This is a genomic window from Rhizobium sp. SG570, assembly GCF_012275345.1.
GTDB lineage: Bacteria > Pseudomonadota > Alphaproteobacteria > Rhizobiales > Rhizobiaceae > Rhizobium > Rhizobium lusitanum.
In genome coordinates this window covers 131,964-156,893 of record NZ_JAAZQI010000010.1, presented here as the reverse complement: position 1 = coordinate 156,893, position 24,930 = coordinate 131,964, and the positions used below count along the sequence as shown (strand labels likewise).

25 protein-coding genes and 1 pseudogene are annotated in these 24,930 nt (G+C 59.4%); 6 read left to right on the top strand and 20 right to left on the bottom strand.

Going from position 1 to position 24,930, the window contains the following annotated elements; translation table 11 throughout:
* Positions 1–131: 131 nt before the first annotated feature.
* On the bottom strand, positions 132–1,055 hold the full coding sequence (locus tag FHT28_RS20600; protein ID WP_168597201.1) for a ketopantoate reductase family protein: 924 nt from the start codon (positions 1,053–1,055) through the stop codon (positions 132–134).
* Between the two features lie 245 nt (positions 1,056–1,300).
* Between FHT28_RS20600 and FHT28_RS20595 the strand changes: the two genes are divergently transcribed.
* From FHT28_RS20595 to FHT28_RS20570, 6 genes are all read left to right on the top strand, one after another.
* Positions 1,301–2,749: an aldehyde dehydrogenase gene (locus FHT28_RS20595; RefSeq protein WP_168597200.1), complete on the top strand. Its 1,449-nt coding sequence runs from the start codon at positions 1,301–1,303 to the stop codon at positions 2,747–2,749.
* A gap of 158 nt (positions 2,750–2,907) precedes the next feature.
* On the top strand, positions 2,908–3,258 hold the full coding sequence (locus FHT28_RS20590; RefSeq protein WP_131512329.1) for a MarR family transcriptional regulator: 351 nt from the start codon (positions 2,908–2,910) through the stop codon (positions 3,256–3,258).
* Positions 3,259–3,409: 151 nt separating this feature from the next.
* Positions 3,410–4,453 (top strand): TRAP transporter substrate-binding protein, encoded by a 1,044-nt coding sequence (locus FHT28_RS20585; protein WP_246704908.1) that lies wholly within the window; start codon positions 3,410–3,412, stop codon positions 4,451–4,453.
* Between the two features lie 62 nt (positions 4,454–4,515).
* Entirely contained in the window at positions 4,516–5,070 is a 555-nt protein-coding gene (locus FHT28_RS20580; RefSeq protein WP_173412219.1) for a TRAP transporter small permease, read from the top strand.
* 4 nt (positions 5,071–5,074) lie between these two features.
* A complete protein-coding gene (locus FHT28_RS20575; protein WP_047563164.1) occupies positions 5,075–6,373 on the top strand; it encodes a TRAP transporter permease in 1,299 nt (432 codons plus the stop codon).
* 24 nt (positions 6,374–6,397) lie between these two features.
* On the top strand, positions 6,398–8,110 hold the full coding sequence (locus FHT28_RS20570) for a thiamine pyrophosphate-requiring protein (RefSeq protein ID WP_168597199.1): 1,713 nt from the start codon (positions 6,398–6,400) through the stop codon (positions 8,108–8,110).
* Here FHT28_RS20570 and FHT28_RS20565 read toward each other — a convergent pair.
* From FHT28_RS20565 to FHT28_RS20475, 19 genes and pseudogenes are all read right to left on the bottom strand, one after another.
* Positions 8,094–8,654, bottom strand: coding sequence for an FAD-dependent oxidoreductase (locus FHT28_RS20565; RefSeq protein ID WP_168597198.1), 561 nt, complete (start codon positions 8,652–8,654; stop codon positions 8,094–8,096). The genes FHT28_RS20570 and FHT28_RS20565 overlap by 17 nt on opposite strands.
* Before the next feature lie 195 nt (positions 8,655–8,849).
* Positions 8,850–9,524, bottom strand: a complete 675-nt coding sequence (locus FHT28_RS20560) for an amino acid ABC transporter permease (protein ID WP_168597197.1) — start codon at positions 9,522–9,524, stop codon at positions 8,850–8,852.
* A 94-nt stretch (positions 9,525–9,618) separates the two neighbouring features.
* Entirely contained in the window at positions 9,619–10,416 is a 798-nt protein-coding gene (locus tag FHT28_RS20555; protein WP_047641462.1) for an ABC transporter substrate-binding protein, read from the bottom strand.
* 164 nt (positions 10,417–10,580) lie between these two features.
* Positions 10,581–11,906, bottom strand: coding sequence for an aspartate aminotransferase family protein (locus FHT28_RS20550; RefSeq protein ID WP_037198047.1), 1,326 nt, complete (start codon positions 11,904–11,906; stop codon positions 10,581–10,583).
* Between the two features lie 159 nt (positions 11,907–12,065).
* Entirely contained in the window at positions 12,066–13,001 is a 936-nt protein-coding gene (locus FHT28_RS20545; protein WP_168597196.1) for a LysR family transcriptional regulator, read from the bottom strand.
* 85 nt (positions 13,002–13,086) lie between these two features.
* Entirely contained in the window at positions 13,087–13,317 is a 231-nt protein-coding gene (locus FHT28_RS20540; protein WP_037198049.1) for a helix-turn-helix domain-containing protein, read from the bottom strand.
* 566 nt (positions 13,318–13,883) lie between these two features.
* Positions 13,884–14,298 (bottom strand): annotated as a pseudogene (locus FHT28_RS20535) (IS6 family transposase); the annotation flags it as partial.
* Positions 14,299–14,510: 212 nt separating this feature from the next.
* A complete protein-coding gene (locus tag FHT28_RS20530; protein ID WP_168597195.1) occupies positions 14,511–15,503 on the bottom strand; it encodes a dihydroxyacetone kinase subunit DhaK in 993 nt (330 codons plus the stop codon).
* A gap of 58 nt (positions 15,504–15,561) precedes the next feature.
* Positions 15,562–15,972, bottom strand: coding sequence for a hypothetical protein (locus FHT28_RS20525; RefSeq protein WP_037198054.1), 411 nt, complete (start codon positions 15,970–15,972; stop codon positions 15,562–15,564).
* Between the two features lies 1 nt (position 15,973).
* Complete coding sequence (locus FHT28_RS20520) at positions 15,974–17,554, bottom strand: putative PEP-binding protein (RefSeq protein ID WP_168597194.1); 1,581 nt, start codon at positions 17,552–17,554, stop codon at positions 15,974–15,976.
* A complete protein-coding gene (locus FHT28_RS20515; protein WP_037198056.1) occupies positions 17,538–17,840 on the bottom strand; it encodes an HPr family phosphocarrier protein in 303 nt (100 codons plus the stop codon). Before FHT28_RS20515 ends, FHT28_RS20520 begins: the two co-directional genes overlap by 17 nt.
* Before the next feature lie 41 nt (positions 17,841–17,881).
* Positions 17,882–18,280: a dihydroxyacetone kinase phosphoryl donor subunit DhaM gene (gene dhaM / locus FHT28_RS20510; protein WP_168597193.1), complete on the bottom strand. Its 399-nt coding sequence runs from the start codon at positions 18,278–18,280 to the stop codon at positions 17,882–17,884.
* Positions 18,277–18,891: a dihydroxyacetone kinase subunit DhaL gene (gene dhaL / locus FHT28_RS20505; protein WP_037198059.1), complete on the bottom strand. Its 615-nt coding sequence runs from the start codon at positions 18,889–18,891 to the stop codon at positions 18,277–18,279. The genes dhaM and dhaL overlap by 4 nt, the downstream gene beginning before the upstream one ends.
* Before the next feature lie 27 nt (positions 18,892–18,918).
* Complete coding sequence (locus FHT28_RS20500) at positions 18,919–20,556, bottom strand: dihydroxyacetone kinase subunit DhaK (protein ID WP_168597192.1); 1,638 nt, start codon at positions 20,554–20,556, stop codon at positions 18,919–18,921.
* Between the two features lie 48 nt (positions 20,557–20,604).
* Entirely contained in the window at positions 20,605–21,612 is a 1,008-nt protein-coding gene (locus tag FHT28_RS20495) for an ABC transporter ATP-binding protein (RefSeq protein WP_037198063.1), read from the bottom strand.
* Position 21,613: 1 nt separating this feature from the next.
* Positions 21,614–22,702 (bottom strand): ABC transporter ATP-binding protein, encoded by a 1,089-nt coding sequence (locus FHT28_RS20490; protein ID WP_037198065.1) that lies wholly within the window; start codon positions 22,700–22,702, stop codon positions 21,614–21,616.
* Between the two features lie 3 nt (positions 22,703–22,705).
* Positions 22,706–22,918 carry a hypothetical protein gene (locus tag FHT28_RS20485; protein ID WP_168597191.1) on the bottom strand — a complete coding sequence of 71 codons (213 nt, stop codon included), beginning with the start codon at positions 22,916–22,918 and terminating at the stop codon, positions 22,706–22,708.
* Positions 22,915–23,868: a carbohydrate ABC transporter permease gene (locus tag FHT28_RS20480; protein ID WP_168597190.1), complete on the bottom strand. Its 954-nt coding sequence runs from the start codon at positions 23,866–23,868 to the stop codon at positions 22,915–22,917. Before FHT28_RS20480 ends, FHT28_RS20485 begins: the two co-directional genes overlap by 4 nt.
* On the bottom strand, positions 23,865–24,833 hold the full coding sequence (locus FHT28_RS20475; protein ID WP_037198175.1) for a sugar ABC transporter permease: 969 nt from the start codon (positions 24,831–24,833) through the stop codon (positions 23,865–23,867). The genes FHT28_RS20480 and FHT28_RS20475 overlap by 4 nt, the downstream gene beginning before the upstream one ends.
* Between the last annotated feature and the right edge of the window lie 97 nt (positions 24,834–24,930).

The following is a 24,930-nucleotide window of genomic DNA, read 5'->3' as shown; positions in this document are numbered from 1 at the left end:
GGACGAATTCATTCCCTGGATCAATCCAGTTCCGGATTCGTAATTCCCATTAGATCTTAGGTTCAAGAACAGAAATGCGAGTCCAGGTCTTGCATAAGGGCCTTCGTCCGAGATGCTTGACAATTTGTGTTTCAGGCGACCGAGCCGGCATTGTCAAAGATGGTCAGCAGATTGGCAAATGTTGTCGTCACCGGGGTTGCAACGTTAAGCGTCTTGCCAACCCTGCTGACGGCGCCGGTGATTGTGGCGATTTCCATACGCCGGCCGGCAAGTCGATCCTGCAACATCGATGGCTTGTGCTGCCTGTGATTGGCAAAGGCATGTTCCACTGACTGTCGAACATGGTTGGCATCAACTGCCAGGCCACGTGCCTTCGCAACCGCGACAACCTCACCGACAATCGCGAAGACGATGTCGCGCGCTTCCTGCCGGTCGCCCATTTCGCCGACCGTCAATCCGGTGACTGCTGCCAGTGAATTGAGTGCGGAATTGAAGGCGAGCTTCTCCCAAATAGTCACTTCGACACCTGGGTCCAGCTTGCAGTTGAGACCCGCCTCGTCCAGGGTGCGGCTGATCGCTTCCAGTCTTTCGGAGGCCTGACCGTTCGCCGCCCATAGCCTGATCTCGCCTTCACCTGGGACGGTGATCAGGCCGGGTTCGATCAGTGTCGAGGGCCAGTTGGTCATGCCCATGACGATGCGGTCTCGTGCCACGAAGGCCTCGATCGCCTCGACATTGCCGATGCCGTTTTGAACGGTGAGCACCCAGGTCTGTGGGCCGAGGACGTGTTTCGCCGCTTCCATCGCGGAGGTCGTGTGCATGCCCTTGGTGAAAACGATCAACAGTTCGAAGGTCTCGATATAGTGATCCGCCGGAGCGACCGGCAGGCTATAGGCTTTCTCGCCAAAGAGGCCGTTCATCCGAAGCCCCTCTTCTTTGATGGCGTCGATCATGACGCTGGAGACTTCGATCAAGGAGACATCGTTGCCCTTCTCAGCCAAACGTCCGGCAAAAAGGCTCCCCATGGCTCCAGCCCCGATGACAGCTATCTTCACGCATTTCCTCCCATAGTTTTCGGCTTTCCATCCTCAGCCGCATTTGGTCGCGGAATGCTCCCATCAAGATAGTTTGATGTCAAATATTTTGATGTCAAACTATCTTGCGAGATCGGTGCAGGTTGGATAAGCTTCAGGTGTAGAGGAGGCAGGACGGATGGGGCTAGCGGGATGACTGGCGTATCTGCACAGAACAACGTGGCGGTTCACAACCGACGCGACCTTGCCGTCCGAGGAGGAGGATCATGGATAACATTCAGCTTTTGATCGACAATGAAGACCGCGCAGCACTTTCGGGCGGGGTATATGAGCGCATCGATCCAGTGACCGGAGAGATCGCGACCAAGGCCGCCGCCGGCCAAGCGGATGACGCCCGTGCCGCGGTTGATGCCGCCGCTGCCGCCTTCGCTCAATGGTCGGCATCGGGTCCGGGCGAACGCCGCAAGCTGCTCTTGAAGGCGGCCGACATCATGGATTCCAAAGCGGGCGAATTCATCCGCCTGATGACCGCCGAAACGGGTGCGACCGCGCCCTGGGGCGGGTTCAATACCATGTTCGCCGCCAATATCCTGCGCGAGGCCGCAGCGATGACGACGCAGATTTCCGGCGAGATCATCCCGTCCGACAAGCCAGGCACGCTTGCCATGGGCATCCGTCAGCCCGCCGGCGTCTGCGTTGGCATCGCGCCCTGGAACGCCCCCGTCATCCTCGGCACGCGAGCAATCGCCATGCCGCTTGCCTGCGGCAACACGGTTATCCTGAAAGCCTCCGAGATGTGCCCTGGCACGCATCGGCTCATTGGCCAGGTGCTGCGCGAAGCGGGCTTCCCTAACGGCGTCGTCAATGTCGTCACCAACGCGCCGGCCGATGCGGCAAAGGTCGTTGAGACGCTGATCGCCCATCCGGCCGTCAAGCGCATCAACTTCACCGGCTCTAGCCGCGTCGGCAAAATCATCGCCAAGCTTGCAGCCGAGCATCTCAAGCCGGTTCTGCTCGAGCTCGGCGGCAAGGCGCCCTTCATCGTTCTCGATGACGCCGATCTCGATGCGGCAGTCAACGCCGCCGCTTTCGGCGCTTACATGAACCAGGGCCAGATCTGCATGTCGACGGAGCGCATCATCGTGGATGCGAAGGTCGCGGATGCTTTCGTTGAAAAACTGGCGACCAAGGCGAAGGCGCTTCCGGCCGGCGATCCGCGCGGTCACGTTGTTCTGGGCTCACTCGTCACGCCCGAGGCGGCCGTGCGGGTGCAGGAAATGGTCGACGACGCTATCGCCAAAGGTGCCGCACTCGTTGCCGGTGGTACGCATAATGGTTCCATCATGGAAGCAACGCTCGTCGACCGCGTCACGCCCGACATGCGCATCTATTCCGAAGAATCCTTCGGCCCGGCCAAAAGCGTAATCCGTGTGAATGGCGATGAAGAGGCGATCCGCGTCGCGAATGACACGGAATATGGCTTATCATCTGCCGTCTTCAGCCGGAATGTCGAGCGCGCCATGGCTGTTGCCCGCCGAATTGAAAGCGGGATTTGCCACATAAACGGTCCGACCGTGCATGACGAAGCTCAAATGCCGTTTGGTGGGGTCAAGGCTTCAGGTTACGGCCGCTTCGGCGGACGTGCAGCGATTGCCGAATTCACCGATCTGCGCTGGATCACGGTGGAAGACGCACAACAGCATTACCCGTTTTGAAGCCGCAACGGAGAGCGATCGTGAAAGTATCACCCAAGCCAGCCCAAGATTCGCCAAGCGAAAACGAAAGCGACGTTCTCATACCGACGGCATTCAGGGACGTTGTCGGTTATCACCTTCGAGTGGCCCAGGAGGTTTCTTTCCAGGCGTTCAGCGCGATGCTTGAAAAGACTGACTTGAAGCCTGGCTGGTATTCGATCCTGACGATCCTGTCCGAATATGACGAGTTGACCCCTTCGGATTTGAGCAGGGTCTGCGGTCGCGACCGCTCGACCCTGACTTCGACGCTGAAGGGGCTTGCCATTCGCGGCCTGATCGAACGGCGACAAAACCCGAACGATCAGCGCAGCTACAGTGTCAGTCTCACAGACGAGGGTCGCAAAATGCATAAGCGGCTGCATGCCGTCGCACGCGAGCATGACCGCCGTCTCGATGCGATCGTCGGGAAGGACAAGGAAGCCCTGATCGCGATCCTGGCGAGGATTGTCGGCGCGCTCGGCAAAGGCTGAGGTCGCTCACAGCGTCGCTCGCCGACCCTAGGCACCGCTTCGCTGGCGATCGGAAGACATTTCGAACCCCGGGGATTTCCCGCGCAATTCGGCTTGGAGGAGAGCCGGAAACGGTTGTGGCTTGCCTGCAGCCTTCAACAAGGAGGAAGATATGTTCGACAGAATTCTGAAAAGCGGCCTCGTGATCGCCGCCATGGGGCTTGGATCGCTTTGGGGCGGCGCCGTGTCACCAACGGCGGCTGCAGACAAGCCGATCAACCTGAAGATTTCGCTCTGGGTGCCGCCGACGCATCCCCTCGTGAAGTCCGCGCAGGATTGGGCCGACAGCATCGCCAAGGATTCCGGCGGCACGATTACCGCCTCGATCTTTCCGGCCGAACAGCTAGGCAAGGCATTCGACCATTATGACATGGTGCGGGATGGCATTGCCGATGTCGGTTATGTCAGCCCGGGCTATCAGCCCGGCCGCTTCCCGTTGATCAATGCTGCTCAGCTTCCCTTCACGATTGCGAATGCGACGGGCGGCACGGCTGCGGTCGATAGCTGGTATCGCAAATATGCCGGCACGGAGATGGCTGATACGCATTTCTGCCTCGCCTTCGTACATGATCCGGGCAGCCTGCATTCGGTCAAGAAGATCGTTCTACCCGGCGATATGAAAGGTCTGAAGGTTCGCCCAGCGCAACAGACCATAGGCGAGATGGTAACGCTTCTCGGCGGCACCAATATTCAGGCATCCGCGCCGGAATCACGCGATGCATTGGAGCGCGGCATTGCTGACGCCATCACGTTCCCATGGAATTCAGTCTTTCTATTCGGCATCGACAAGGTGACGAGATACACGCTCGACGTCCCGCTTTATACGACCGCCTACACCTGGTCGCTGAACAAGGATGTCTACGACAACGCCTCGCCCGAGCAGAAGAAGGTACTCGACGCCCATTGCAACACGGAATGGGCCGTCAAGCTCTCCTCCGCCTGGACCGAGTTTGAGCATGCGGGTCGCGCGCGCATGAAGACCGCTTCCGGCCATGAGGTTGTGGAACTGACGCCGGAGCAGATCGACCTCTGGCGCAAAGCCGTGGCTCCGCTGCAGAGCAGCTGGGAAAAGCAGGTTACCGCGAAGGGGGGCGACCCTAAGCAAGTACTCGATGACCTGAAGAAAAGCCTTTCCGACAACAACGCCGCCTTCTGATGCGGATCGGGCCGGTCCCGTCCGGGGGCCGGTCCATCGCTCAGGGCAAATGGGAGGAAGCCATGACGCCTGAAATAACAGAAGGCCAAGCGCCTGCCGTCCAGCCGCCGCAAAACGGCATGGATCGCTTCATCGCCGGGATTGAATGGATCGCCGCCGGATTTGTCGGACTTGTTGCTGCGGACATCTTCATTTCGGTCATGCTGCGCTATTTCTTTTCCTATTCGATTCCGGATGGTTATGACTTTGGACGCCTGTTCCTGGGTATCCTCATCTTCTGGGGGATTGCTGCCACCAGCTATCGGGGCGCGCATATCACGGTCGATCTCGTCTGGGAGAATGTCAGCCTGAAATACAAACGGGCGATCGACATCTTCGCCACGCTCGTCCTGCTCCTTGTCGTAACGGTGCAAACCATCATGCTGTTCGACAAAGTCGTCCAGACCCGCGCCCAGCATGTCCTGACCTACGATCTCCAGCTTCCGACCTGGCCCTTCTTTCTCGTTGCCTGGCTTGGCGACGTCGCTGCCGTGCTGCTGATTGCCGTGCGCACGTTCCGCCTCGTCTTTTCCCCGCACCGTGTGAATCAAGAGCACGTCAACGATCCGGTGGAATAAGCTTATGACCCAAAATCTTGTCGCCATTTCTGGATTTGTCGTTCTCTTCGCGCTTATGCTGCTGCGCGTTCCCGTCGGCATGGCCATGGGCCTTGTCGGTGTGACAGGCTTCGGTCTTCTTGCCGGATTCGGCCCGGCGCTGAAGCTGATCGGCCAGACGTCGATGCGCACCGTCACCGACTATACGTTCGGCGTCATCCCCATGTTCCTGCTGATGGGCGCGTTCGTTTCCAATTCCGGCATGAGCCGGGAACTGTTCCGTGCCGCCAACACGCTCATTGGCCATCTGAAAGGCGGACTGGGGCTGGCCACGATCCTCGCCTGCGGTGGCTTTGCCGCCATTTCCGGCTCGTCGGTTGCTACTGCTGCAACCTTCTCCACGGTCGCTTATCCCGAGATGCGGCGGCTGAAATATCCAGACTCCTTCGCTGCGGGCACAATCGCAGCCGGCGGGACGCTGGGCGCGATGTTCCCGCCTTCGACGGTGCTCGTCGTCTACGGAATCATGACCGAGCAGGATATCAGCAAGCTATTCATGGCGGGCCTGATTCCCGGCATCATCGCCGTCCTCATGTATATGACGACGATTGTCATTTTAGGCGCGGTGCGTCCCAACCTGCTGCCGGCGGCGGCCAAAAGCTCTTGGAGCGAGCGCTTCCAGGCAATCAAGGACATCTGGGCGCCGCTCGCTCTTTTCCTGTTCGTGATCGGTGGTCTCTATGGCGGTCTCTTCACACCGACAGAGGCCGGTGGTGTCGGTGCTGGCGGCGCGTTCATCATCGGGGTTCTCCGCCGCAAGCTCGGGCGGCGCCAGATCCTGATGTCGCTTTTGCAGGCGACGCGCACGGCCGCAGCCGTTTTCACCGTCCTCATCGGCGCATTGATCTTCGGCTATTTCCTCACGATTACCGGTACGCCACAGAAGGTGACAGCGTTCCTGACCGGGCTTGGCTTGAACCCCTATGGCGTACTCTTGCTGATCCTGTTGATGTATATCGTGCTTGGCTGCCTTATGGATGCCATGGCGATGATCATCCTGACGGTTCCGATCGTCTATCCGGTCATTCTGTCGCTCGGGTTCGATCCGATCTGGTTTGCTGTCATTATAGTCATGACCGTGGAACTCGGGCTCATTCATCCGCCGGTGGGTATGAATGTCTTCGTCATAAAGAGCGTGGTGCCGGAGCTAAGCTTCTCGAAGATCTTCAAAGGCGTTGCTCCGTTCATCGTCACCGATCTCGTTCGGCTGGCGCTCCTCATTGCCTTCCCGATCCTTGCGACCTGGCTTCCCAGCCACCTCTAAACATACCGAAAGCGAGTAACATTCATGACGGACGAAAAGACTCCAACGATAACTGCCGGCGGCGCTCTGCTTGCGCGCCTCAAGGCGGTGGGCGTCGATTACATTTTCGCCAATTCCGGGACCGATTTCCCACCGATCATCGAGGGGCTGGCAGAAGCTTCGGCCAAGCAGATCCCGCTACCAAAGGCCATCGTCATCCCGCATGAAAACGCGGCCATGGGCATGGCGCACGGCTATTATCTGGCGACGGGACGCGCACAGGCCGTCATGGCCCATACCAATGTCGGCCTCGCCAATTGCGCTATTGGTGCGATCAACGCTGCGACCGAGCATGTTCCCATACTTGTCTTTTCCGGGCGCACGCCCGTCGTCGAAAAGGGCCGGCTCGGCGCCCGCACGGTACCGATCGGCTGGGGTCAGGAAATGCGCGACCAGGCCGCTATGATCCGCGAATCGGTCAAGTGGGACTACGAGATGAAATTTCCTGAACAGGCCGTCGACATTGTCGACCGGGCCTTTGCCATCGCCAATTCGATGCCGCGCGGGCCGGTCTATCTGAGTCTGCCGCGCGAGGTTCTCTGCGAGCCTTGCCCGTCGAGCGAGCTTGAAGGCCCGGCGACGATCGCGGCCGCGAGCGTTGGGCCGCGCAGGGCCGATATCGACGCAGCCGCGAAACTGCTGAGCGAAGCTAAGAACCCGCTTATTATCGCGCAGCGCGGCGCTGGTTCTGCTGAAGGCTTCAGGGTGCTGTCGCGCCTGTCGGACGACTGGGGCATTGCCATCTGCCAATACTGGGCGATCCAGCTCGCGGCGCCGACCGACCATCCCATGGCCGTGGGCGGCGACCCGGCCGACTGGCTTGCAAAGGCGGATCTGGTGTTTGTCATCGACTGCCTTGCGCCATGGTCGCCGGACGTTCATTCGCTCAAGCCCGGCTGCAAGGTCGTTCATATCGGACAAGACCCGCTCTATTCGCGCTTCCCAGTCCGCAACTTTCCATGTGACCTCGCGCTTGTCGGCGACACGGCGGAGGTCATCATCGAACTGGCTGCTTCTGCTTCGATGTTCCTGCCGACAACGGCGAAATTGCGCGATGCGCGGCGTGCCAAGGTCGCAGACGCTGCTGCGGAGCGCCGCGCCGCGGTTTTGGATCATGCGGAAGCAGGCCGAGGTCCAGTCATGTCCAAGGCCTTCGTCAGCACCTGCCTTTCCAAGGCGATCGAGGGCAGGGACGCCGCCATACTGTCCGAACTCGGCGCGCCGCTGGAAGAGCTGACCCTGCAGTCGCCGGACACCTGGTATCAGGAACCCCATTCCGGCGGGCTTGGCTGGTGCTTTCCGGCAGCATTGGGCATGAAGCTTGCCCGACCGGACAGGCTGATCGTCGCGACCATGGGAGATGGCTCCTACATGTTCTCCAACCCCGTTGCCTGTCACCAGATTGCGGAAGCGGCCGGCATTCCGCTTCTCATCCTCGTCTTGAACAATTCCGAGTGGGGCGCGGTGCGCCAATCGGTGCTCGGCGTCTACCCGGACGGCTTTGCGGCGAAATCAAACGCCATGCCTCTGGTCTCGCTCTCGCCATCGCCAGATTTCACGCTCGTCGCCGCTGCAAGCCGCGCCTGGACGGCAAAGGTTACAGAGGGCGACGATCTGTTGCAAACGCTAGAAGCGGCAATCGAGCAGGTCATGGTGAATAAGAGGCAGGCTCTGGTGGAAATCAGGATTGCGTCATGATGACCAATGGGCCGGCCGCGTATACGCGCGGCCGGCCCTGCCAAAAACTACCGAGCCAGCAAAGATCGGGCAGCATCTTCAGCATGCCCGCAATCCGCGCCAGCCACAGTTGGTCTGGGTGCGGCATCGGCAAATCTACAAGCTGACGAATTGCGTTGGTAAAGTGACGGATCTCGATTTCGTCCTCCGGCGCGACCTTCACCAACTCCGCCTCGAGGCAATCGACATCCGCGTAGATGTGCAGGCTCGCGCCGTGCTCGTCCTCGACGCGGACGAACTCTTCATGGTCGACGAAACGGAGCCTGTCGATGTCGCACACCTCGCGCCACTCGGCGTGCAGTGTGCCGCCGGGATTGGAGCCCACCAGCCAATGCAGGCAGGTCTCGAACGTGTATTCGCCCCGCCGCCAACTCGTGGCCAAACCGCCAGCGCTCTGATGCTGTTCGAGAAGGTCGACCTCATAGCCGCTTTGGCGGGCGTAAACCGCCGTGCAAAGGCCAGCGATGCCACCGCCGATAATAGTAATCTTGCCTGGGCGTTTCATGGCTCTCAGCCCAAAGAATAGGAGGTTCGACATTTGAAAAATCACGCTGACAACCTAGCAGCAAGCTGCAGCGCTGCCTTTGACCTCGGTCAATGCCAGCGGGTCCCATGAGTTTTCAGGGTTATCGAAATGACAAAGGCAACGGCGCGAACGGCGACCCCGGTGGTGGCGGGTTCTTATTCATCAGTCGGCTGATCACCTGATTGTTGCGGCCCTGTTTCGTCTCTCGATATAGCTGACCAGCCGCACCATCGGCCAAAGGAAAGCGAGATAGATCAGCGCCGCACCAATCAGCGGGGTAGGGTTGGCATAAAGTGCCTGCGCGTCGTTTGCGTCCTTCAAAAGTTCCGGCAGGGCGACCACCGAAGCGAGCGACGTATCCTTGAACATCGACACGCAGTTGCTGGTCGTCGGCGGGATTACGAGTTTCATTGCTTGCGGCAAGATCACCTTGCGCAAGGTGATGACGAAAGGGAGGCCGAGCGCCTGCGCTGCCTCAAACTGGCCCCTCGGAATGCTTTCGATACCGGTCCGGAATACCTCCGCCGAATAGGCCGACATAACAATGGTGAACGCGAGTGTCGCCGATACCAGCGCAGAAAAACGGATGCCGACAAATGGCAGGGCGTAGTAGATCAAGATCAGCACCACCAATACCGGAAGGGCGCGGCAGATGTCGATAAAGCCGATCGCGAGCCAGCGGAATGGCGATGGCGCATAGAGCCGGACGAGGCTGACCAGCATGCCAAGCGGGACGCCCAGACCGATCGCAAGCAACCCCAGGATAATGGTGTTGACGAGGCCGCGCAGCAGCGCCGGGACCGCCGCGCTGAGCACAGCCGTATTGAAAAACGTGTCGATAAGGGTCATCAGCGTCCGGGAGGTCGATTTGTCGGATGTTCCGAACGGCGCCGGCCCGGAATGTCGGGACGGCGCGATCCGAAGGCAGCTCGGTATGCGGCCGTCAGCCGTTGGGCAGCGGTTCTTCCTTGGCAGTGGAGGAATCGGCCGGGGCATCCGTGCCAAACCACTTCTTGTGAAATGCCTGCAGCGTGCCATCCTTCTTCATCGCGGTCAGCGCATCATTGATCTTTGTAAGATAAGGCGAGCCCTTGGTCATCATCACGCCGTATTGCTCGTCAGACGTGATGCGCTCGACCACGCTGAGACCATGCATCTTGGTGAAGGCATATTCTAGGTTGGGCACGTCACTTGTCACTCCGTCCAGACGTCCGGAGGAGAGATCGAGCAGGGCATCCAACGGGTTATTGTAACCCTTGACCTCGCTGAAGCCGTATTTCTTCTGGTTGTCTACTAGCCATTTGTAGCTCGTCGAGCCGGAATGTGAGCCAACGACCTTGCCCTTGAGGTCTGCGAGGCCCTTCACGACGCCATCGGTCCTGGCGGCGAGGCCCAAGCCAGAATCGTAAAAAGGCTGTGTGAAGGACTGCGAGGCGAGCCGCTCCTTCGTGATTGTAATGGACGAGATGGCCGCGTCGATACGGCGCGAGCTGGTGGCGGCAAACAGTGGCTGGAAATCATAGCCTTCGATGTCAACATCCATGCCAGCGCGTTTCGCCGCCTCGGTGATGATGTCCACTTCAAAACCTTCGAAGGCACCGCTTGCGTTCTTAAATTCGAACGGCGGGTTGTTCGGGAAGGAGCCTACATTGAGCGTGCCCTCCGCAAAGGCAGCGAAAGGCGTGGCTGCCACGATGGCCGCGGCGGATAGGATTAGAATGCGACGACGGGTAACGTTCATTTTTCTTTCCCTCTGGTTGGTCCGGTCAAGGTCCTCCCTCCCGCCGGCATTGCTTGCCGCCGCGCGCTCCCCCGCGGGCGTCAATTCTTCGTCTCGCGTATAGGCCCGCGTGTGAACCTTATGAGTTTCCTCCATCCATAGGCCGCGTTAACGGCCGCGATGGATTACTTGCCAAGAGAGTCGATAGCTTGGGTAATCGCGCGATCCAGCACACTGATACCGAAGTCGATCTCCTCGTCACTCGAGGTGAGCGGTGGTGCGAATCGCATGACGCCCGCCGTGAATGCGCCGGTAATATTGGCGGATACTCCGAATTCCAGCGCCAGTTCAGTCACCTTCTGAGAAATCGACGTTGCACTGTGCCCAGCGTACGGAACGAATTCCATGCCCAGTAGCATACCGCGGCCGCGTACATCGCCGACACATTCATGGTGTTGGAGAAGGTTCTGCAGCCCCTTTCTCAGGCGCGTGCCCAGAGCCTTCGATCGTTCAACGAGTTGATCCCGCTTGACGATCTCCAGTACCTTCAGGGCGACCGAGGCGGGGAGTGGGTCGTTGACATGCGTCGTCACGAAGGTAAATCCGCGTGCGTCTGCAACTTCTGCAATCGCGTCGGACGTCGATACGGAGGACATTGCCATTCCGGCTCCGAGTGTCTTTGAAAGCAAAAGAATGTCGGGCACGATGTCGTCGCGTTCGAAGGCAAACATCTCGCCGCTGCGCCCGAGGCTTGTCTGTGCCTCGTCGACAATGAGAAGCATACCCCGGCGTTCGCAATGGCTTTTGAGTGCCGCGAGATAGCCCAGCGGTAGGTCAAGAACCCCGCCAGTACTGAGAATCGGTTCCGCTATGAATGCCGCGAGATTGCCGGTCGACTGGCGGTCCAACAGTCCGAAACTATCGTCGAGTTCCTGCTGCCATGTCACACCGGGAAAACGGGGCCGGAATGCGTTTGGTGCGGGAATGGCGAAGGCTCCCGGCATCATCGGCCCGTGACCGCGACGTCCAAGCGAATAGGTGGCTGATGCAGCGGCGCCGGTCGAGCCGTGATACGATTGCGCAAACCCAACGATTTCCCACTTGCCGGTCACGACCTTGGCCAATCGAATGGCCGCTTCGACCGACTCCCCTCCCGTCGAGAGGAACATCGATCGCGGCAGACCCGGAACCAACTCGGCCAATTTCTCGGCCAGATCGACAACAGGCTTGGTAATCATCATACTGAACAGATGATCGAGGCTGGCAGCGGCACCACGCATTGTCTCGACAAGCTCCGGGTGGGCATGCCCAAGTACAGAGCTCATCTGTCCAGACGTAAAATCGAGGACGCGCCGGCCAGATGCGTCGTATAGCCACGAACCTTCAGCACGCTCGGGCACGAATGACGTGAAATCGCCGCCAACTCCCATGTAGCGAAGCAGGTTCTTGTTCGCCTTTTCCCAGATTAAGCTATCAAAATTGCCCGACGAGATATTCATATTCAGGATCATCTTTCCAATGCTCGGGAGAACGTTCTAAGCTTCCGCGTTATCCTGAAAGTAGCCCGCGCCGTCTGCTTCCGTGAAGCGCAAATAGTTCTCTCAAACTGATGAAAATATTTCTTCGATGCTGCACCAAATCTGGGCCGCGCAATGGCTGTGGTTGCGGCGTTAGACCGGGTGGGTGGACGCAGCTTGTTCCTTGAACCAAGTGACGACGGCATCAATGGTCGAGTGGGCTCTTTTCGCCGAGGGCGCCAATATCCAGTAGGACAGTCCGGGGCGACCGAGAGTTGGAAATGGAGAAACGAGCTTGCCGGCAGACACCGCGTGTTGGACCAAAATGCTGCTCTCCAGGATGAAGCCTAGTCCATTGGCAGCAGCCTCGATCGCCAGATGGGAGGGATCCAACTGGACTGTGTCGACAGGATTTGAATAGAAATCGATGCTTTGTAGGTCCAGCCACTCTTCCCAGGAAACCGAGTTTTGAAAGGTGCTGACAAGAGTCTCTCGAAGTAAATCATGCGGAGAATCGAGCGTGCGACCGTTGAGCAAATCGGGAGAACAGTGGGGCTGAAAATGCTCCGAGAACATATGTGAGGCCCTGTCCGCCCAAAGATCGTCATCGCCGTAGACAATTTGCACGTCGGCCGGTGCGTCCGTCAGCGGAGCCCAAGGCAGTCTGTCACCTTGCAAATGCGAGCCCTGTGCATTCACCCGGATGTCGACCCCAGGAAGATGCGCCATCAGGTCGGTCAGGCGTGGTAACAGCCAGCAATGTGCAAAAGATGGAGGTGCTTCGATCCTGACGACATCCAGCGCACCGCCTTTCTTCCCGCGCGCTTTGATGTCGCTGGTGGCGGCGCGCAGCCGGCGGATACCCTGGCGAATAGAGCGGGCATATTCCGCGCCCTCCGGCGTAAGCGTCACGCCACGTCCGACGCGGTCGAAAAGTCGGACCCCGAGAATTGCTTCGAGTAAACGAATCTGGTGGCTGACTGCAGATGGCGTCAGATTCAACTCGTCGGCCGCGGCTTGGAAACTTGCTGCGCGGGCCGCCGCTTCAAAGACCGAAATGCCGCGTAGGGGAAGCATTCGCTCAGACATTAATCCCCGCTTTCCGCTCTCCTGCGCGCTAACCATAGCCAGAGGATGGTAGAAAGTGATTGTCCGATCAAGGTCCAACAATGGCTTATCGCACCTGCGAAGGCTCAGTGAACTCTATTTCAGTGTCATTTGCTTCGGTAATGAGTTCCTGCGTTTCGTCTCCCCAAGCCGCCATAGCCTCCATCAGCGGCCGCAGCGTCCGGCCGAGTTGGGTCAGGCTATACTCCGTCTTCGGCGGGATCGTCGCATAGTCGTACCTCTTTATTAGCCCCCAGCCCTCAAGCGCCCTCGGGGTCGCTGGTTCTTGTCCCTTCAAGACCTACCAATTCAACAAACGACTTTCGGTCCGAGGCAGGCGATGTGGCCGCCGGTCGCCTCGCGAGCACCAGGGGTGCGTCCAGCAGCCAAAGCCCGCCGATGCGACTGTGGTGTGGTGATAACACGGAGTAAGACGCTGCCACTGCCTAATGTTGTCTAATCGCGTCGAGTCGAACTAACGCATGCCCCGCACCGCCAATTTGAATCAAAAGGTCTGCTTTCATCTCCCCGTCGGTGACGACCTTAATCTTGGTCCATTTGTCTATCTTGGTGTCGAGGGGTACGGGCAAGCCTTCTCGCAGCAAGAGAGTAAGCTCGGGTGCTATGTCCGATTTGTAGATGCAAATTCTCATTGCGCGGACCCAACTGCATAGAATTGTGACACTTATATTGCGCCGCATTACCAACTATTGCAATGCCGCAAAACGCTTCTCCGCAAATGTGCCGAGATATATGTCCGTCCGACTGTCCATATGCCGCCGTTTCTTCCGGCTATGAGCCTGAGATAAAGGTCGGCCAATCGGCTCTGTCGCAAACTCCAAGCTGCGACTCGGAAGATGTGGCTCGAAGCCGGCATTCGCCATCGCTGGCAATGATTGCTTCCCGGTTCGTCTGGCTACCGTCAATGACGATACTATCTGGTCGGTCGTGACGTTTCCGTGCTTAGCGAATAAAGCGTTTGGCAGCCGGCAGGTCACGCTTCTCGCTGAAGAAGAACTCGACCGCGTCCCACGCTCTCGACGGCGCGGTAGAGATACATCCAGCGACTGCGCACCCGGACATAAGTTTCATCAACGGGCCACTTGCCAGTGACCGGACGTTTCCTCCGGTTGAAGCGTTCGAGCAGCAGCGGCGCAAAATGAACGACCAGGCGATGGACCGTGGAGTGGTCGACGTGAATTCCGCGCTCGGCCATAATCTCTTCCAGATCACGCAGGCTGATATTGTAAGCCAAATACCAACGTACACACAGCAGAATTACTGATCGGTCGAAGTGACGGCCATTGAAATCGACGAACTCCCTGAAATGGAAGAGTCTTCATGTTTCAGCCAACGATTGGCCGTAGTCTGACTTTGCAACTTGGGCTGAGCGTTCAAAAATGACCACACGCGTGTTGGAGTAGGAGCGAGTCCACCTTCTAAGGCAGGTCGACTTCGCTGCAACCACGACTTCGATTAAAATGGGCGCGGTTAGCATCCCCAACGCAACGCGCCGGTTGCAACAGGCGAATCCCACAAGGAAAATTCCTCGTCACTGAGGAAAGCGAGCGTGACAGAAAGGCCTTGCATGTCGAGCGACGTGGCATAAGTGCCAACAAGCGAGCGCTCGATCCGCAGGCCGTGGTTGACCATGAACTGGTGGGCAGTGTTGTAGGCGAGATAGAGTTCGGCTGGTGGCGTGCCGCCAAGCCCGTTGACGAAAAGCAATGCCTTGCCGGCGGTTCGGGCGATGTCATTGAAGACCGTTTCACTCAGATGCCTGACGATCGTGTCGGCGTCGGAGAAGGGCTCTCTCGAGTGGCCCGGCTCCCCGTGAATGCCGACGCCCATTTCCATTTCGCTCGGTCCGAGCGCGAAGGTTGTGCGCTGCGTGTGCGGGACCGCCACGCCAGTAAGGGCAACGCCCATCGATCGGATGCGTGGAGCAAGACCATCGCCAAGGCCTTTCAGTTCGGCGAGCGTCATGCCTCGTTCGGCCGCGGCGCCAAGAAGCTTCTCCACGATTAGAGTACCGGCGACGCCTCGGCGCCCGCGCCTGTCGCTTGTCCCTGCCGTCTCGATGTCGTCGCCGACGATGACCGTTTCAATTTTGTGGCGGCTAGATGCTATCTCTGCTGCCATTTCGAAATTCATGACGTCGCCGTCGTAGTTTTTCACCACCAACACGCATCCGGCCCCTGTGTCCGCCTCTTCGATGGCGCTTGCGATCTGACTCGGCGTGGGAGACGTGAAAATATGTCCGACGCAAGCCGCATCGAGCATGCCGCGGCCGACGAAGCCTATGTGCATTGGCTCATGACCCGCGCCGCCGCCTGATATGATCGCCACCTTGCCCGGAACCATGTGGCGACGGCGGATAAATTTGCGGTCGACGCCGAACACAACGAACTCCTCATGGGCGCGCACAAAGCCTTCGACGCTCTCGGCGACCATGGTTTCTGCCGTGTTGATGAACTTCTTCATCAAGCCCCTCCCAAGGCGATGATCGTCCCAGTCTTGTCGCACCCAACCGTAACGCCGTTCACTCCGGCGGTCCGGAAATTGCTGCAATCTTCTGCACCAGATCGGCGATTGCTTCCTCCAGCAGCCGGTTGCGTCGCTCGTCGCCGAAATCAGGAACCATGAGTGAAAGATGCCGCAGTTTTTCCGAGGCGCCAAGCTCAGGCAGTTTACCGGGATGCGCATTTTGGTAGGCCTCCAGAAAACGCTCCTGTTCGGCGGCGCTGACATGACAAACCCGGAAGATCGTCGCGAGATGCCGCGCGGGTAGAGGCGTCGCGTAGGTCGGGCTTGTTATCTGCGTGACGAAGCTGCGATGCTTGCCTAGTTCCGTGGCCAGCCGCTGACGGGTTCCGGAAGGTCGGTTGTCGATGATCTGCGCCAGAATTGATTTGTAGGCGATAATGGCGTCTTCGGTTTCTTCGCGCGCCATCTTATTCTCCGGCTGCCTTTGTCCCATCGGCGTTCAAACCGACGATTGCCGATCTTATCGCGGGAAGTTGAGCGGGCGCCATGGAAAAATGCCGGATGCCGACGGCGAGCAGTTCTGCCGTCAGGCGCGGATCGCCGGCCATGTCGCCGCAGATGCTGAGCGGTTTGCTGCCGGCCAGTTTCACGGCATAAGCGAGCAGGCGCAATACAGCCTGCGCGGCCATCCCGCAATGTGCGGCGAAATCGGCATCTTCGCGGGTCGAGGCGGCAAGATACTGCGCAAGGTCGTTGGTGCCGAATGAAAAGAAGTCCGCGCCTTCGAACTGCTCGAGCATGAGCGCGGCGGCCGGCACCTCTACCATCATGCCAATCGAAGGCAGGCGGTGCGGCACGCCCCGGCGCGCAAGCTCGGCCGCCTCTTCTCGAAAGATCTGCCGCATATCATCGACTTCCGACGGAAAAGTCACCATCGGCAGCATGACGCGCAGATTACCGAAGATGGCTGCACGCAACAATGCACGTACTTGAACGCGCGCAATCTCAGGTCGGGCAAGAAGAAGGCGGATACCGCGCAATTCGGGCGAAGTTGCGAGGCCTGAGAGTGGCTTGTCGCCGCCGACATCCAGCATGCGGATCGTCACCCCTCTGCCGCCGGCCCAGTCAAGGATGCGACGGTAGATGGCGAGTTGCTTCTCCTCGTTCGCGGCATCGGCGAGCGAGAGCAGTGCGAATTCGGAGCGCATCAATCCGATGCCGGCTGTCGTCGCTGCCGCGATCCCGTCGATTTCGTCGGGGGCGTTGAGGTTGATAGACAACAGAATTTGCGCACCATCCGCCGTCTGCAGCATCCCGTTGTCTTCAGCCGGCACTGTGCTTGATGCTGTAAGCTCGGGTCGGATTGGCGCTGCGCCCTCCTTGTCCATCTGAAGGACGATCACGCCTGCATCTCCATCAACGCGTATATGTTGGCCGCCAGCGGTGACGAAACGTCCCGCGCTGATAACCATTGGGACCGACCGTGATCTGGCAAGAAGGGCGACATGGCCCACGGCACTGCCGGCGTAGAGCGCGATGCCGCCGCCCGCAGACCAGTCATGTGCGAGGAAACGGCTGGGCTCCATGTCCTTGCCGACATAGATAGACCCGGCCGGAAAGTCCTTTACCGGCGTCCCCGTCAGCGCCGCCAGCACGCGATTTTTGACGTCCAGAATATCGACGGCGCGTGCCTGGGTCTGTTCTTCTTCAGCACTCTCCAGTTCATGGATGTACCCATCGAGTGTCCCAACCCACGCGAATACGACATTCTCGCCCGCATTGATACGCGCGCCTGCCACTTCGGCGATCGTCGGATCACGAAGCACTTCGAGCTGAAAATCGATGATGTCGCCGCCTTCTGCGTCGGTGCCCGCGGCAAGGTTCTGAAGCTCGTCGATAGCGGTTTCGATGGCCGCTGCCAGCTCTGCGTGCCCTGAAACGGCCGATTGCGACGGGACACCGGCGGCCGGCGGTTCCGCGATATAGGCCGGCCCGGATGCTACCCCCGGTGAGGCTCTGGCGGCTTTCAATCTAAGCGGTGCGGCCATGTTTCTTTTCTTCATCGAAGTTGCGCTCGATGAGGTCCTTCAGTGCCCGGATTGCCTCTTCTGCCAGGATTCCGTCGGCGCGGATTTTCAGCATGGAACCCTTGCGGATCTTAGCACCCATGATCTTGATGATGCTCTTGCCATTCAGCCAGACGTCGCTGCCATTGACCGCGACTTCGATCGAGCAGGGAAACGATTTTGCCAACCGCGTGAACGTTACCGAGGGGCGGGCGTGCAATCCTACCCCGTGCTTCACTTCGACCTCCGTCTGGCAACTGGCATGCACTTATTCGGCCTCCCGGTTTCTTATGCGCAATCCGCCGCTCATCAGGGTGACAGTTCTTCTGCTGTCGCCACAACCTTTGCCAGTGATGCCCCGCCGGAGGCCTCGGCAGCCGCGATGACCGCGCCTTCCACCACCGGAGCATTGCAGATCGAGATGAGTTTTGAGCGCGGCAAACCGAGCATTTCGATGGCCATCTCGCTGTTGGTTTCGGCGCCGCCAAGGTCAACGAACATGGCGACCCCTGCCTCTGACCAGGCCTCTTCTATGGCTGTCAGGATGCCGCCGGCATCCGTGCCGAGTTCTCCGTGACTATTGCCGCCCGACCAGGCGAGCGGCACGCTGTCGCCCACCATCTGCCGCACCATGTCGGCCGTGCCTCGCGCGACCAGCGGCGAGTGGGAGACGATCACAATCCCGACGTTTGGGGTCTTCTCACTCATGCCGGGCCATGCTCCTCAAGGTAACGGCAGATAGCAATTGTCAGAAGAGCGCAGCTCGATGCGCCCGGATCAACGTGGCCGATCGAACGCTCTCCAAGATAGGCTGCCCGGCCGCGCATGGCCTTCATGGCGGCGGTAAACCCTGCGGAAAGCTCCGCCTGACGCACGATATCGGTCAATGGCGAATGGTGCGCAAGCGCATCTTGCACAGGGTACAGCACGTCGAGCAGGGTCTTGTCTCCAGGGTGCGAACGCCCGCGACGGGCAACGGCATCAATGGCCTGCTTTAACGCCAAGGAAAAGTCCTGTCCTGCATCCGATTTGCGAAGCTCGCGTCCCATTTCCATTAGCAGCGTTCCGTAAAGCGGGCCGGCCGCACCGCCTATGCTCATCACAAGTGTCAGGCCTATCCTTTCCAGCGCGTCAGGCAGCGGAAGGCTTGAAACCGCTGCCTCTTCGGCGCTAACCGCCTCACAGCCGCGCCGCATATTGGTTCCATGATCGCCGTCACCGATTGCGCGATCCAGCGCGCAGAGATGATCGCTATTTGCCGCAATCGTCGCACGGCAAACTTCAATCAATCCCGCAAGAAGAACCGGTTCTGCCTGCACCTGCTATCCTCCCAGCAGCAGCGCCAGCTATGTCAGCGATGCCGCAACTTCAAATACGTTTGCCACAGCCACCGCGCCTGGATCCGGCACTCCCTCCAGATCCTTCTCTCCAACGTATGAGGCGCGGCCGGCCTTTGCCTTTCGCATTGCCTTCGTCGACTCGGCACCATCCGCTGCAGCCCTTGCCGCGGCCGCGATGTCACCTGACGTCAAGGCAGAGAGCGCTGGCGCCAGTGCATCGACCATCGTGCGGTCGCCGATGCCCGCGCCTCCATAAAACGTCATCCGATCGAGCCCGGCAAGTAGAGCGACAGCTAAATCAGCCTTCTCCGCCATGGCCTTCGACGCGGCCGTAAAGAAGATCGAGAGCAGCACGCCGCTCGAGCCGCCCATGCTCGTACTCAAGATCTCACCGATCGAGGCCATGGTGGCAGCAGGATCCTTCAGCTGCAGCGTGTCGATGCGGGAAAGAATGCTGCGCGCTCCCGTCGCCACGGTGGAACCCGTATCGCCGTCGCCGACGCGGCTGTCCAGGCGATTGAGCTCACTCTCGAGGGAAATCAGATGCTCGCACAGCGCCGTCAATAGGCGACGATTCCGATCGTCGTCGCTGGGAGACGTCGCTGCATGCCGCGCGGATACTCGCGGTGCAGGAACAATAGCGATCTCGTGCCGTTCGGTGGCCGGTAGCCAGGCATGCGGCTCGACCGCAGCCTTCAGTGCGGCTTCGCGAGCAGCATCCAACCGGATCAGTGAAAGTGAGAAGCCGTTCATATTGAGCGCGGTCATCATCGGTCCCGGGCCGACAATCAGTCGAACACGGCCGGAAAGAGGTGAGGACAGCACGGCATTGGCGATAACGCCCATCTCAAGCGGTGGCACCGCGCCAAGGTTGTTGATCAGCAGTGCATAATTTTCTGCCTCGTTAACCTTGGCCGCCAACCGATTGGTCATCGTGGTCACCAGATCGGCAACCGGCTGTAGCACAATGCGTTCCACCCCTGGCTCGCCGTGGATGCCAAGGCCGAGCTCTCCTTCCTCGGCGCCAAGCCTATCTTCATGCGCCTGGCCGGGCACGCTGCAGGTCGAAAGCGACATGCCGAGCGAAACGATGTCGCGTGCTGCGGCCGCCGCCTGGGCTGCAACGGTCTCTAGGTCAGCGCCGGCTTCGGCGTGATAGCCGGCGATCTTGTGCACGAACAGCGTACCCGCAACGCCACGCGGCTGGTTGATGCCAGGAATTGCGATGTCATCGGCAACAATCACCATCTCGACGCCGAACCCTTCGGCACGCGCTTTTTCGGCGGCAAGGCCGAAGTTCAGACGATCACCCGTATAGTTCTTGACGATCAGGAGAGCGCCCTTGGGGCCGGTGACCGCGCGGATGGCTGTCAGCACCGCATCGACGCTGGGCGAGGCAAAAATCTCGCCTGATACAGCCGCAGTGAGCATGCCCTTGCCGACGAAACCGGCGTGCGAAGGCTCGTGACCGGCTCCGCCGCCGGAGATGATTGCGACCTTTGACTTATCCCAGTCCGCGCGCAGGATCACCTTGATCTCGGGGAAGGTATCCAAGCGGGCAAGTCGACCGGCGCTGCTTGTCAGGAGCAGGCCGTCCAGAGCTTCGGTAACGATGGTTTCGCGGCGATTGAAGAAATGTTTCATGGAGTGATACCCGTCTTTTCGTGCCAGTGCTTTCGTTCGTTCCGTTGCTTATCCGAGGCGTTGGCCGCTGGCGTCGAAATAGAGCGGATCGCGCAGCGTCAGGCTTATTCGATCACCTGGCCGGATCGTAAGATGTGGATCGGCGAGCGTGACGAGTTTATGGTCATGCACCTGGATGTGCAGGTGGTTCTGGTCTCCCAGGTGTTCGATCCAGTCGACTTTGGCATTGGCGTTCGCGTCGACAATGATATCGAGATGCTCTGTTCTTGCGCCGATCGTCTTAGTCCCGGGCGGCGGATTGGCGCCAGGCAAAAGATCGGCGGGCAATAGGTTGATGTGCGGCTGGCCAAGACGAGCAGCGACATGAAGACTGGCAGGATTGCCGTAGATTTCGCGGGGCGTTCCGACCTGCAACAGCCTTCCTCCGGCAACAATACCGATCCGATCCGCCATCGTCATGGCTTCGACCTGGTCGTGGGTTACATAGAGCAACGTCGAGCCGAGCTCCTTCTGGATCCGCTTGAGTTCCAGGCGAAGTTCCGCGCGTAGTTTTGCGTCGAGCGACGAGAGTGGCTCGTCCATGAGATAGATGGCGGGACGGCGCACCAGCGCCCGCCCGATCGCAACGCGTTGCATTTCGCCACCCGACAGTCGTGTCGAACGGTTCTCCAGCTTATGGTCGATCCTGACCATGCGCGCAATTTCCCGCACGCGTCGGTCGATTTCTTCGCTGCTGAGCTTGCGCACTGGCGCTCGTAACGGGAAGGCAAGGTTGTCGTAGACCGTCATGTGCGGATAGAGCGAATATTGCTGGAAGACGAATGCGACGTCCCTGTCGGCTGGAGCTTCGCTTGTGACGTTGCGACTGCCTATCTCGATGCGGCCGCTGTCGGGGCGCTCCAGCCCGGCAATCAGGCGCAGTGTCGTCGTCTTCCCGGCACCCGTTGGCCCGAGCAGGACGACGAACTCACCGTCACGGATCGAGAGGTCCAAATCAGCGAGAGCCTGTGTGTCGCCAAACCGCTTGTTGAGGCCTTTAAGAACGACGTCAGCCATGTCATGCCTCCGAATAAAGTGCCGAAGCAATGGCGCGACCCGACTTGCACTCGAACAGCGCGAGCTTGGCAGGGTTGAACTCAAGACCAACCGTCTCGCCGATACGAAAGTTGCGATTTGCCGGGACGCGAGCCTTGATGACGCCGCTCGACGTCTCGATTGCTACAACCTGATTGGTCCCGAGATATTCGCTGCCGTAGACCGCTCCACGCAAAGGTGAGGCGTCGCTGAAGCGAATATGTTCGGGCCTGATCCCAAGCGCCAGTTCGGCTTCCGCCAAGTCCTGGTGTACCTCGGGAACGCTGACATCGACGCCTTGAAGCGATATCGACCGCGCCCCCGTCCGAAGGCCTGAGGTGAAGCGCATGAAATTCATCGGCGGTGAGCCGATGAAATCCGCGACATACATGCTGGCTGGCTTGCTGTAGATTTCCTGCGGCGTGCCGAATTGCTCGATGACACCATGGTTCATGACCGCGATCTTGTCGGCCATCGCCATGGCTTCGTGTTGATCATGCGTAACGTAAACCGTCGTCGCATGGATGCGGTTGTGCAGTTCGCGCAGTTCGTGGACCATGACTTCGCGGAATTCAGCGTCGAGCGTGCCGAGGGGTTCGTCCATCAGGAAGCACTTCGGGCGGCGCACGATCGCCCGGCCGAGAGCCACGCGCTGACGGTCGCCGCCGGCAAGTCCGGAAACGGATCGGTCGAGGATATGATCGATCTGCAGCAATCGCGCAGTTTCCTCGACGCGCTGGCGGATTTCCCGCTTCGGCATGCCTTGGGAGAGCAAGGGAAAGCCGATGTTCTTGCGCACGTTCATGTGCGGATAGAGCGCAAAAAGCTGGAACACGAAGGCTATGTCCCGGGCACTGGCGCGATTGAAGGTGACGTCTTCGTTGGCAAGATGGATCTTGCCGCTGGTCGGAAGTTCAAGTCCGGCAATCATACGAAGTGTCGTCGTCTTGCCGCAGCCAGACGGTCCGAGCAATGCCAGGAATTCGCCATCCTGAACGTGGAAGGTCGAATCCTGCACCGCGACGAAGCTGCCGAATTGCTTGCGGAGATTTTCGATTCTGATGTCCGCCATGGCTCACTCCGGGAACTTCGAGACGATGATGAACATGGCCGTGCCTGCGAGCAGCGTTACCAGTGAATAGGTATAGAGAACCAGCAGGAACGGTTGGAAGAGCATGAGAAAACCGATCGCAATCAGTGTGGTTGCGATGTTTTCCATCGGACCGCGGCGCAGGAAGAAGGGACGCTTAGCGCGGGAAGGGCGCGGTGTTTCGATGAGATGCGTCATTTGCGGACCGCTCCGAAGGTAATGCCACGCAAGAGCTGCTTGCGCAGGAGAATAGTGAAGACGAGGATCGGAATGAGAAAGATCGTCGTTCCCGCCGCGACTGCCGGCCAGTCCTGACCGCCCTCGCCGATGATGGTCGGAATGAAGGGTGGCGCCGTCTGAGCTTCGCCCGATGTCAGCAGGGCAGCGAAGGCATACTCGTTCCAGGCGAAAATCAGGCAGAAGATCGCGGTGGCGGCGATGCCCGTGGTCGCCTGCGGCAGGACAGCCTTCCAGAAGGCCTGCAGCCGGGTATAGCCGTCGATCATTGCGGCTTCCTCGTATTCCCTCGGGATCTCGTCGATGAAGCCCTTGAGCAACCAGACTGCAAGCGAGACGTTGACAGCCGTGTAGAGCAAGATCATGCCCAGCGCCGTATCTGAAAGGCCAAGCTCGCGGTACATGAGATAGATCGGGATGGCGACGGCGATGGGCGGCATCATTCGCGTCGACAGGATGAAGAATAACAAGTCGTCGGCAAGCGGCACTCTAAAGCGGGAGAAGCCGTAGGCGGCGAGCGTTCCCAGAAAGACCGCCAGGAACGTCGAGCCGAAGGCAATCACCAGCGAGTTGACGAAACGCGGCAGGAAGTTCGAGGGGCCGGCGATCACCATGTTTCGCTTGCGTGTCACCTCGTCGCATGTACCGGTCGGCACGGGTAGGGAGGCGATGTATTCCGGCGTCTGCCGCGTCCTGGTCGTCAGAAGGTTGCAATAGCCTTCCAGCGTCGGTGTAAAAACGATCTTGGGAGGGTAGCTGATGGAATCCGGCGGCGACTTGATGCTGGTCAGGAAAATCCAGACGAGCGGGATCAGGGTAATCAAGGCGTAAAGGATCACGATAACGCCGGCGATGCGTTTGCTGGTTGGGCTCGGTTCTACGACCGAATGGGCTGAGGTAACGGAGCTCATCGTTGCTTCACCCTGTTGAGTGCTTTGACGTAGATGTTGGCGAGGCCGAACACGGCCACGAAGAGGACAATGGCGAAGGCAGAGGCCCGACCTGTTGCCCAGCTCTCGAAGGCAGCACGCTTCAGCGTGATGGAGGCGACTTCGGTGGTTGAACCCGGGCCACCGCCGGTCAACAGCGTGACCATGTCAAACATCTTGAAGTTTTCGATGCCGCGGAAAAGCACGGCGAGCATGATGAAGGGGAGAGCCATTGGCACGGTGATCGACCAGAACTGACGCCATGCGGAGGCGCGATCGACCTCGGCAGCCTCATAAATGTAGTCTGGAATAGAGCGCAGACCTGCAAGGCATATCAGCATCACGTAGGGGGTCCACATCCAGGTATCGACGATGATGATCGCCCAGGGTGCCAGCGAGACGCTGCCGAGCATCTGGATGTTGGCTGTCGGGATGCCGGTGAGGAGAGAGACGGCGTAGGCGAAGAGGCCGATCTGTGGCTCGTAGAGGAAGCGCCAGAAGTTGCCGACGACGGCCGGAGACAGCATCATCGGGATCAGGATCAGCGTTGTCCAGAACGCGTGGCCGCGAAACTTGCGGTCAATGAGATAGGCGAGCGTGAAGCCAATCACCGTCTGCAGCAGGATCGTCCAGAAGACGAAGTGCGCCGTCGTCTGCATCGCCTGCCAGATGTCGGGGTCGGTCAGGACACGCTCGTAATTGTTCAATCCGACGTTCAGGACCGGCGCATTCGGACGATTGGCGCGATAGTTCGTAAACGAGAGATAGATGGCCCAGATGAGCGGGAAGATGTTGATGGCGAGAAGAAGGATAATGGTGGGGGCGATGAACACCCAGGCGATCGCTCGGTCGGACAGGCCACGGACGCGGTGAGCGACCGAAGTCGGCGTCGCCCTTGCGGTCGCGTCAGCTGCATTCTCGACCACGGATGAAGAGGAAATGTTCAAGATGTCACCTGGTGTTTGCGTATGTGAGACATCAGGCGGCCCGGCAGTCTTGGCGATCCGGGCCGCCGTTCTGGCAAGGATGTTCCGCGTCAACTTG

What these genes read in the sequence shown, in the direction of transcription:
- FHT28_RS20595 (WP_168597200.1), top strand. Translation starts at nt 1,301, where the DNA reads ATGGATAACATTCAGCTTTTGATCGACAATGAAGACCGCGCAGCACTT.
- FHT28_RS20590 (WP_131512329.1), top strand. Translation starts at nt 2,908, where the DNA reads ATGCTTGAAAAGACTGACTTGAAGCCTGGCTGGTATTCGATCCTGACG.
- FHT28_RS20585 (WP_246704908.1), top strand. Translation starts at nt 3,410, where the DNA reads ATGTTCGACAGAATTCTGAAAAGCGGCCTCGTGATCGCCGCCATGGGG.
- FHT28_RS20580 (WP_173412219.1), top strand. Translation starts at nt 4,516, where the DNA reads ATGACGCCTGAAATAACAGAAGGCCAAGCGCCTGCCGTCCAGCCGCCG.
- FHT28_RS20575 (WP_047563164.1), top strand. Translation starts at nt 5,075, where the DNA reads ATGACCCAAAATCTTGTCGCCATTTCTGGATTTGTCGTTCTCTTCGCG.
- FHT28_RS20570 (WP_168597199.1), top strand. Translation starts at nt 6,398, where the DNA reads ATGACGGACGAAAAGACTCCAACGATAACTGCCGGCGGCGCTCTGCTT.
- FHT28_RS20565 (WP_168597198.1), bottom strand. Translation starts at nt 8,654, where the DNA reads ATGAAACGCCCAGGCAAGATTACTATTATCGGCGGTGGCATCGCTGGC.
- FHT28_RS20560 (WP_168597197.1), bottom strand. Translation starts at nt 9,524, where the DNA reads ATGACCCTTATCGACACGTTTTTCAATACGGCTGTGCTCAGCGCGGCG.
- FHT28_RS20555 (WP_047641462.1), bottom strand. Translation starts at nt 10,416, where the DNA reads ATGAACGTTACCCGTCGTCGCATTCTAATCCTATCCGCCGCGGCCATC.
- FHT28_RS20550 (WP_037198047.1), bottom strand. Translation starts at nt 11,906, where the DNA reads ATGATCCTGAATATGAATATCTCGTCGGGCAATTTTGATAGCTTAATC.
- FHT28_RS20545 (WP_168597196.1), bottom strand. Translation starts at nt 13,001, where the DNA reads ATGTCTGAGCGAATGCTTCCCCTACGCGGCATTTCGGTCTTTGAAGCG.
- FHT28_RS20530 (WP_168597195.1), bottom strand. Translation starts at nt 15,503, where the DNA reads ATGAAGAAGTTCATCAACACGGCAGAAACCATGGTCGCCGAGAGCGTC.
- FHT28_RS20525 (WP_037198054.1), bottom strand. Translation starts at nt 15,972, where the DNA reads ATGGCGCGCGAAGAAACCGAAGACGCCATTATCGCCTACAAATCAATT.
- FHT28_RS20520 (WP_168597194.1), bottom strand. Translation starts at nt 17,554, where the DNA reads ATGGCCGCACCGCTTAGATTGAAAGCCGCCAGAGCCTCACCGGGGGTA.
- dhaM (WP_168597193.1), bottom strand. Translation starts at nt 18,280, where the DNA reads ATGAGTGAGAAGACCCCAAACGTCGGGATTGTGATCGTCTCCCACTCG.
- FHT28_RS20500 (WP_168597192.1), bottom strand. Translation starts at nt 20,556, where the DNA reads ATGAAACATTTCTTCAATCGCCGCGAAACCATCGTTACCGAAGCTCTG.
- FHT28_RS20495 (WP_037198063.1), bottom strand. Translation starts at nt 21,612, where the DNA reads ATGGCTGACGTCGTTCTTAAAGGCCTCAACAAGCGGTTTGGCGACACA.
- FHT28_RS20490 (WP_037198065.1), bottom strand. Translation starts at nt 22,702, where the DNA reads ATGGCGGACATCAGAATCGAAAATCTCCGCAAGCAATTCGGCAGCTTC.
- FHT28_RS20485 (WP_168597191.1), bottom strand. Translation starts at nt 22,918, where the DNA reads ATGACGCATCTCATCGAAACACCGCGCCCTTCCCGCGCTAAGCGTCCC.
- FHT28_RS20480 (WP_168597190.1), bottom strand. Translation starts at nt 23,868, where the DNA reads ATGAGCTCCGTTACCTCAGCCCATTCGGTCGTAGAACCGAGCCCAACC.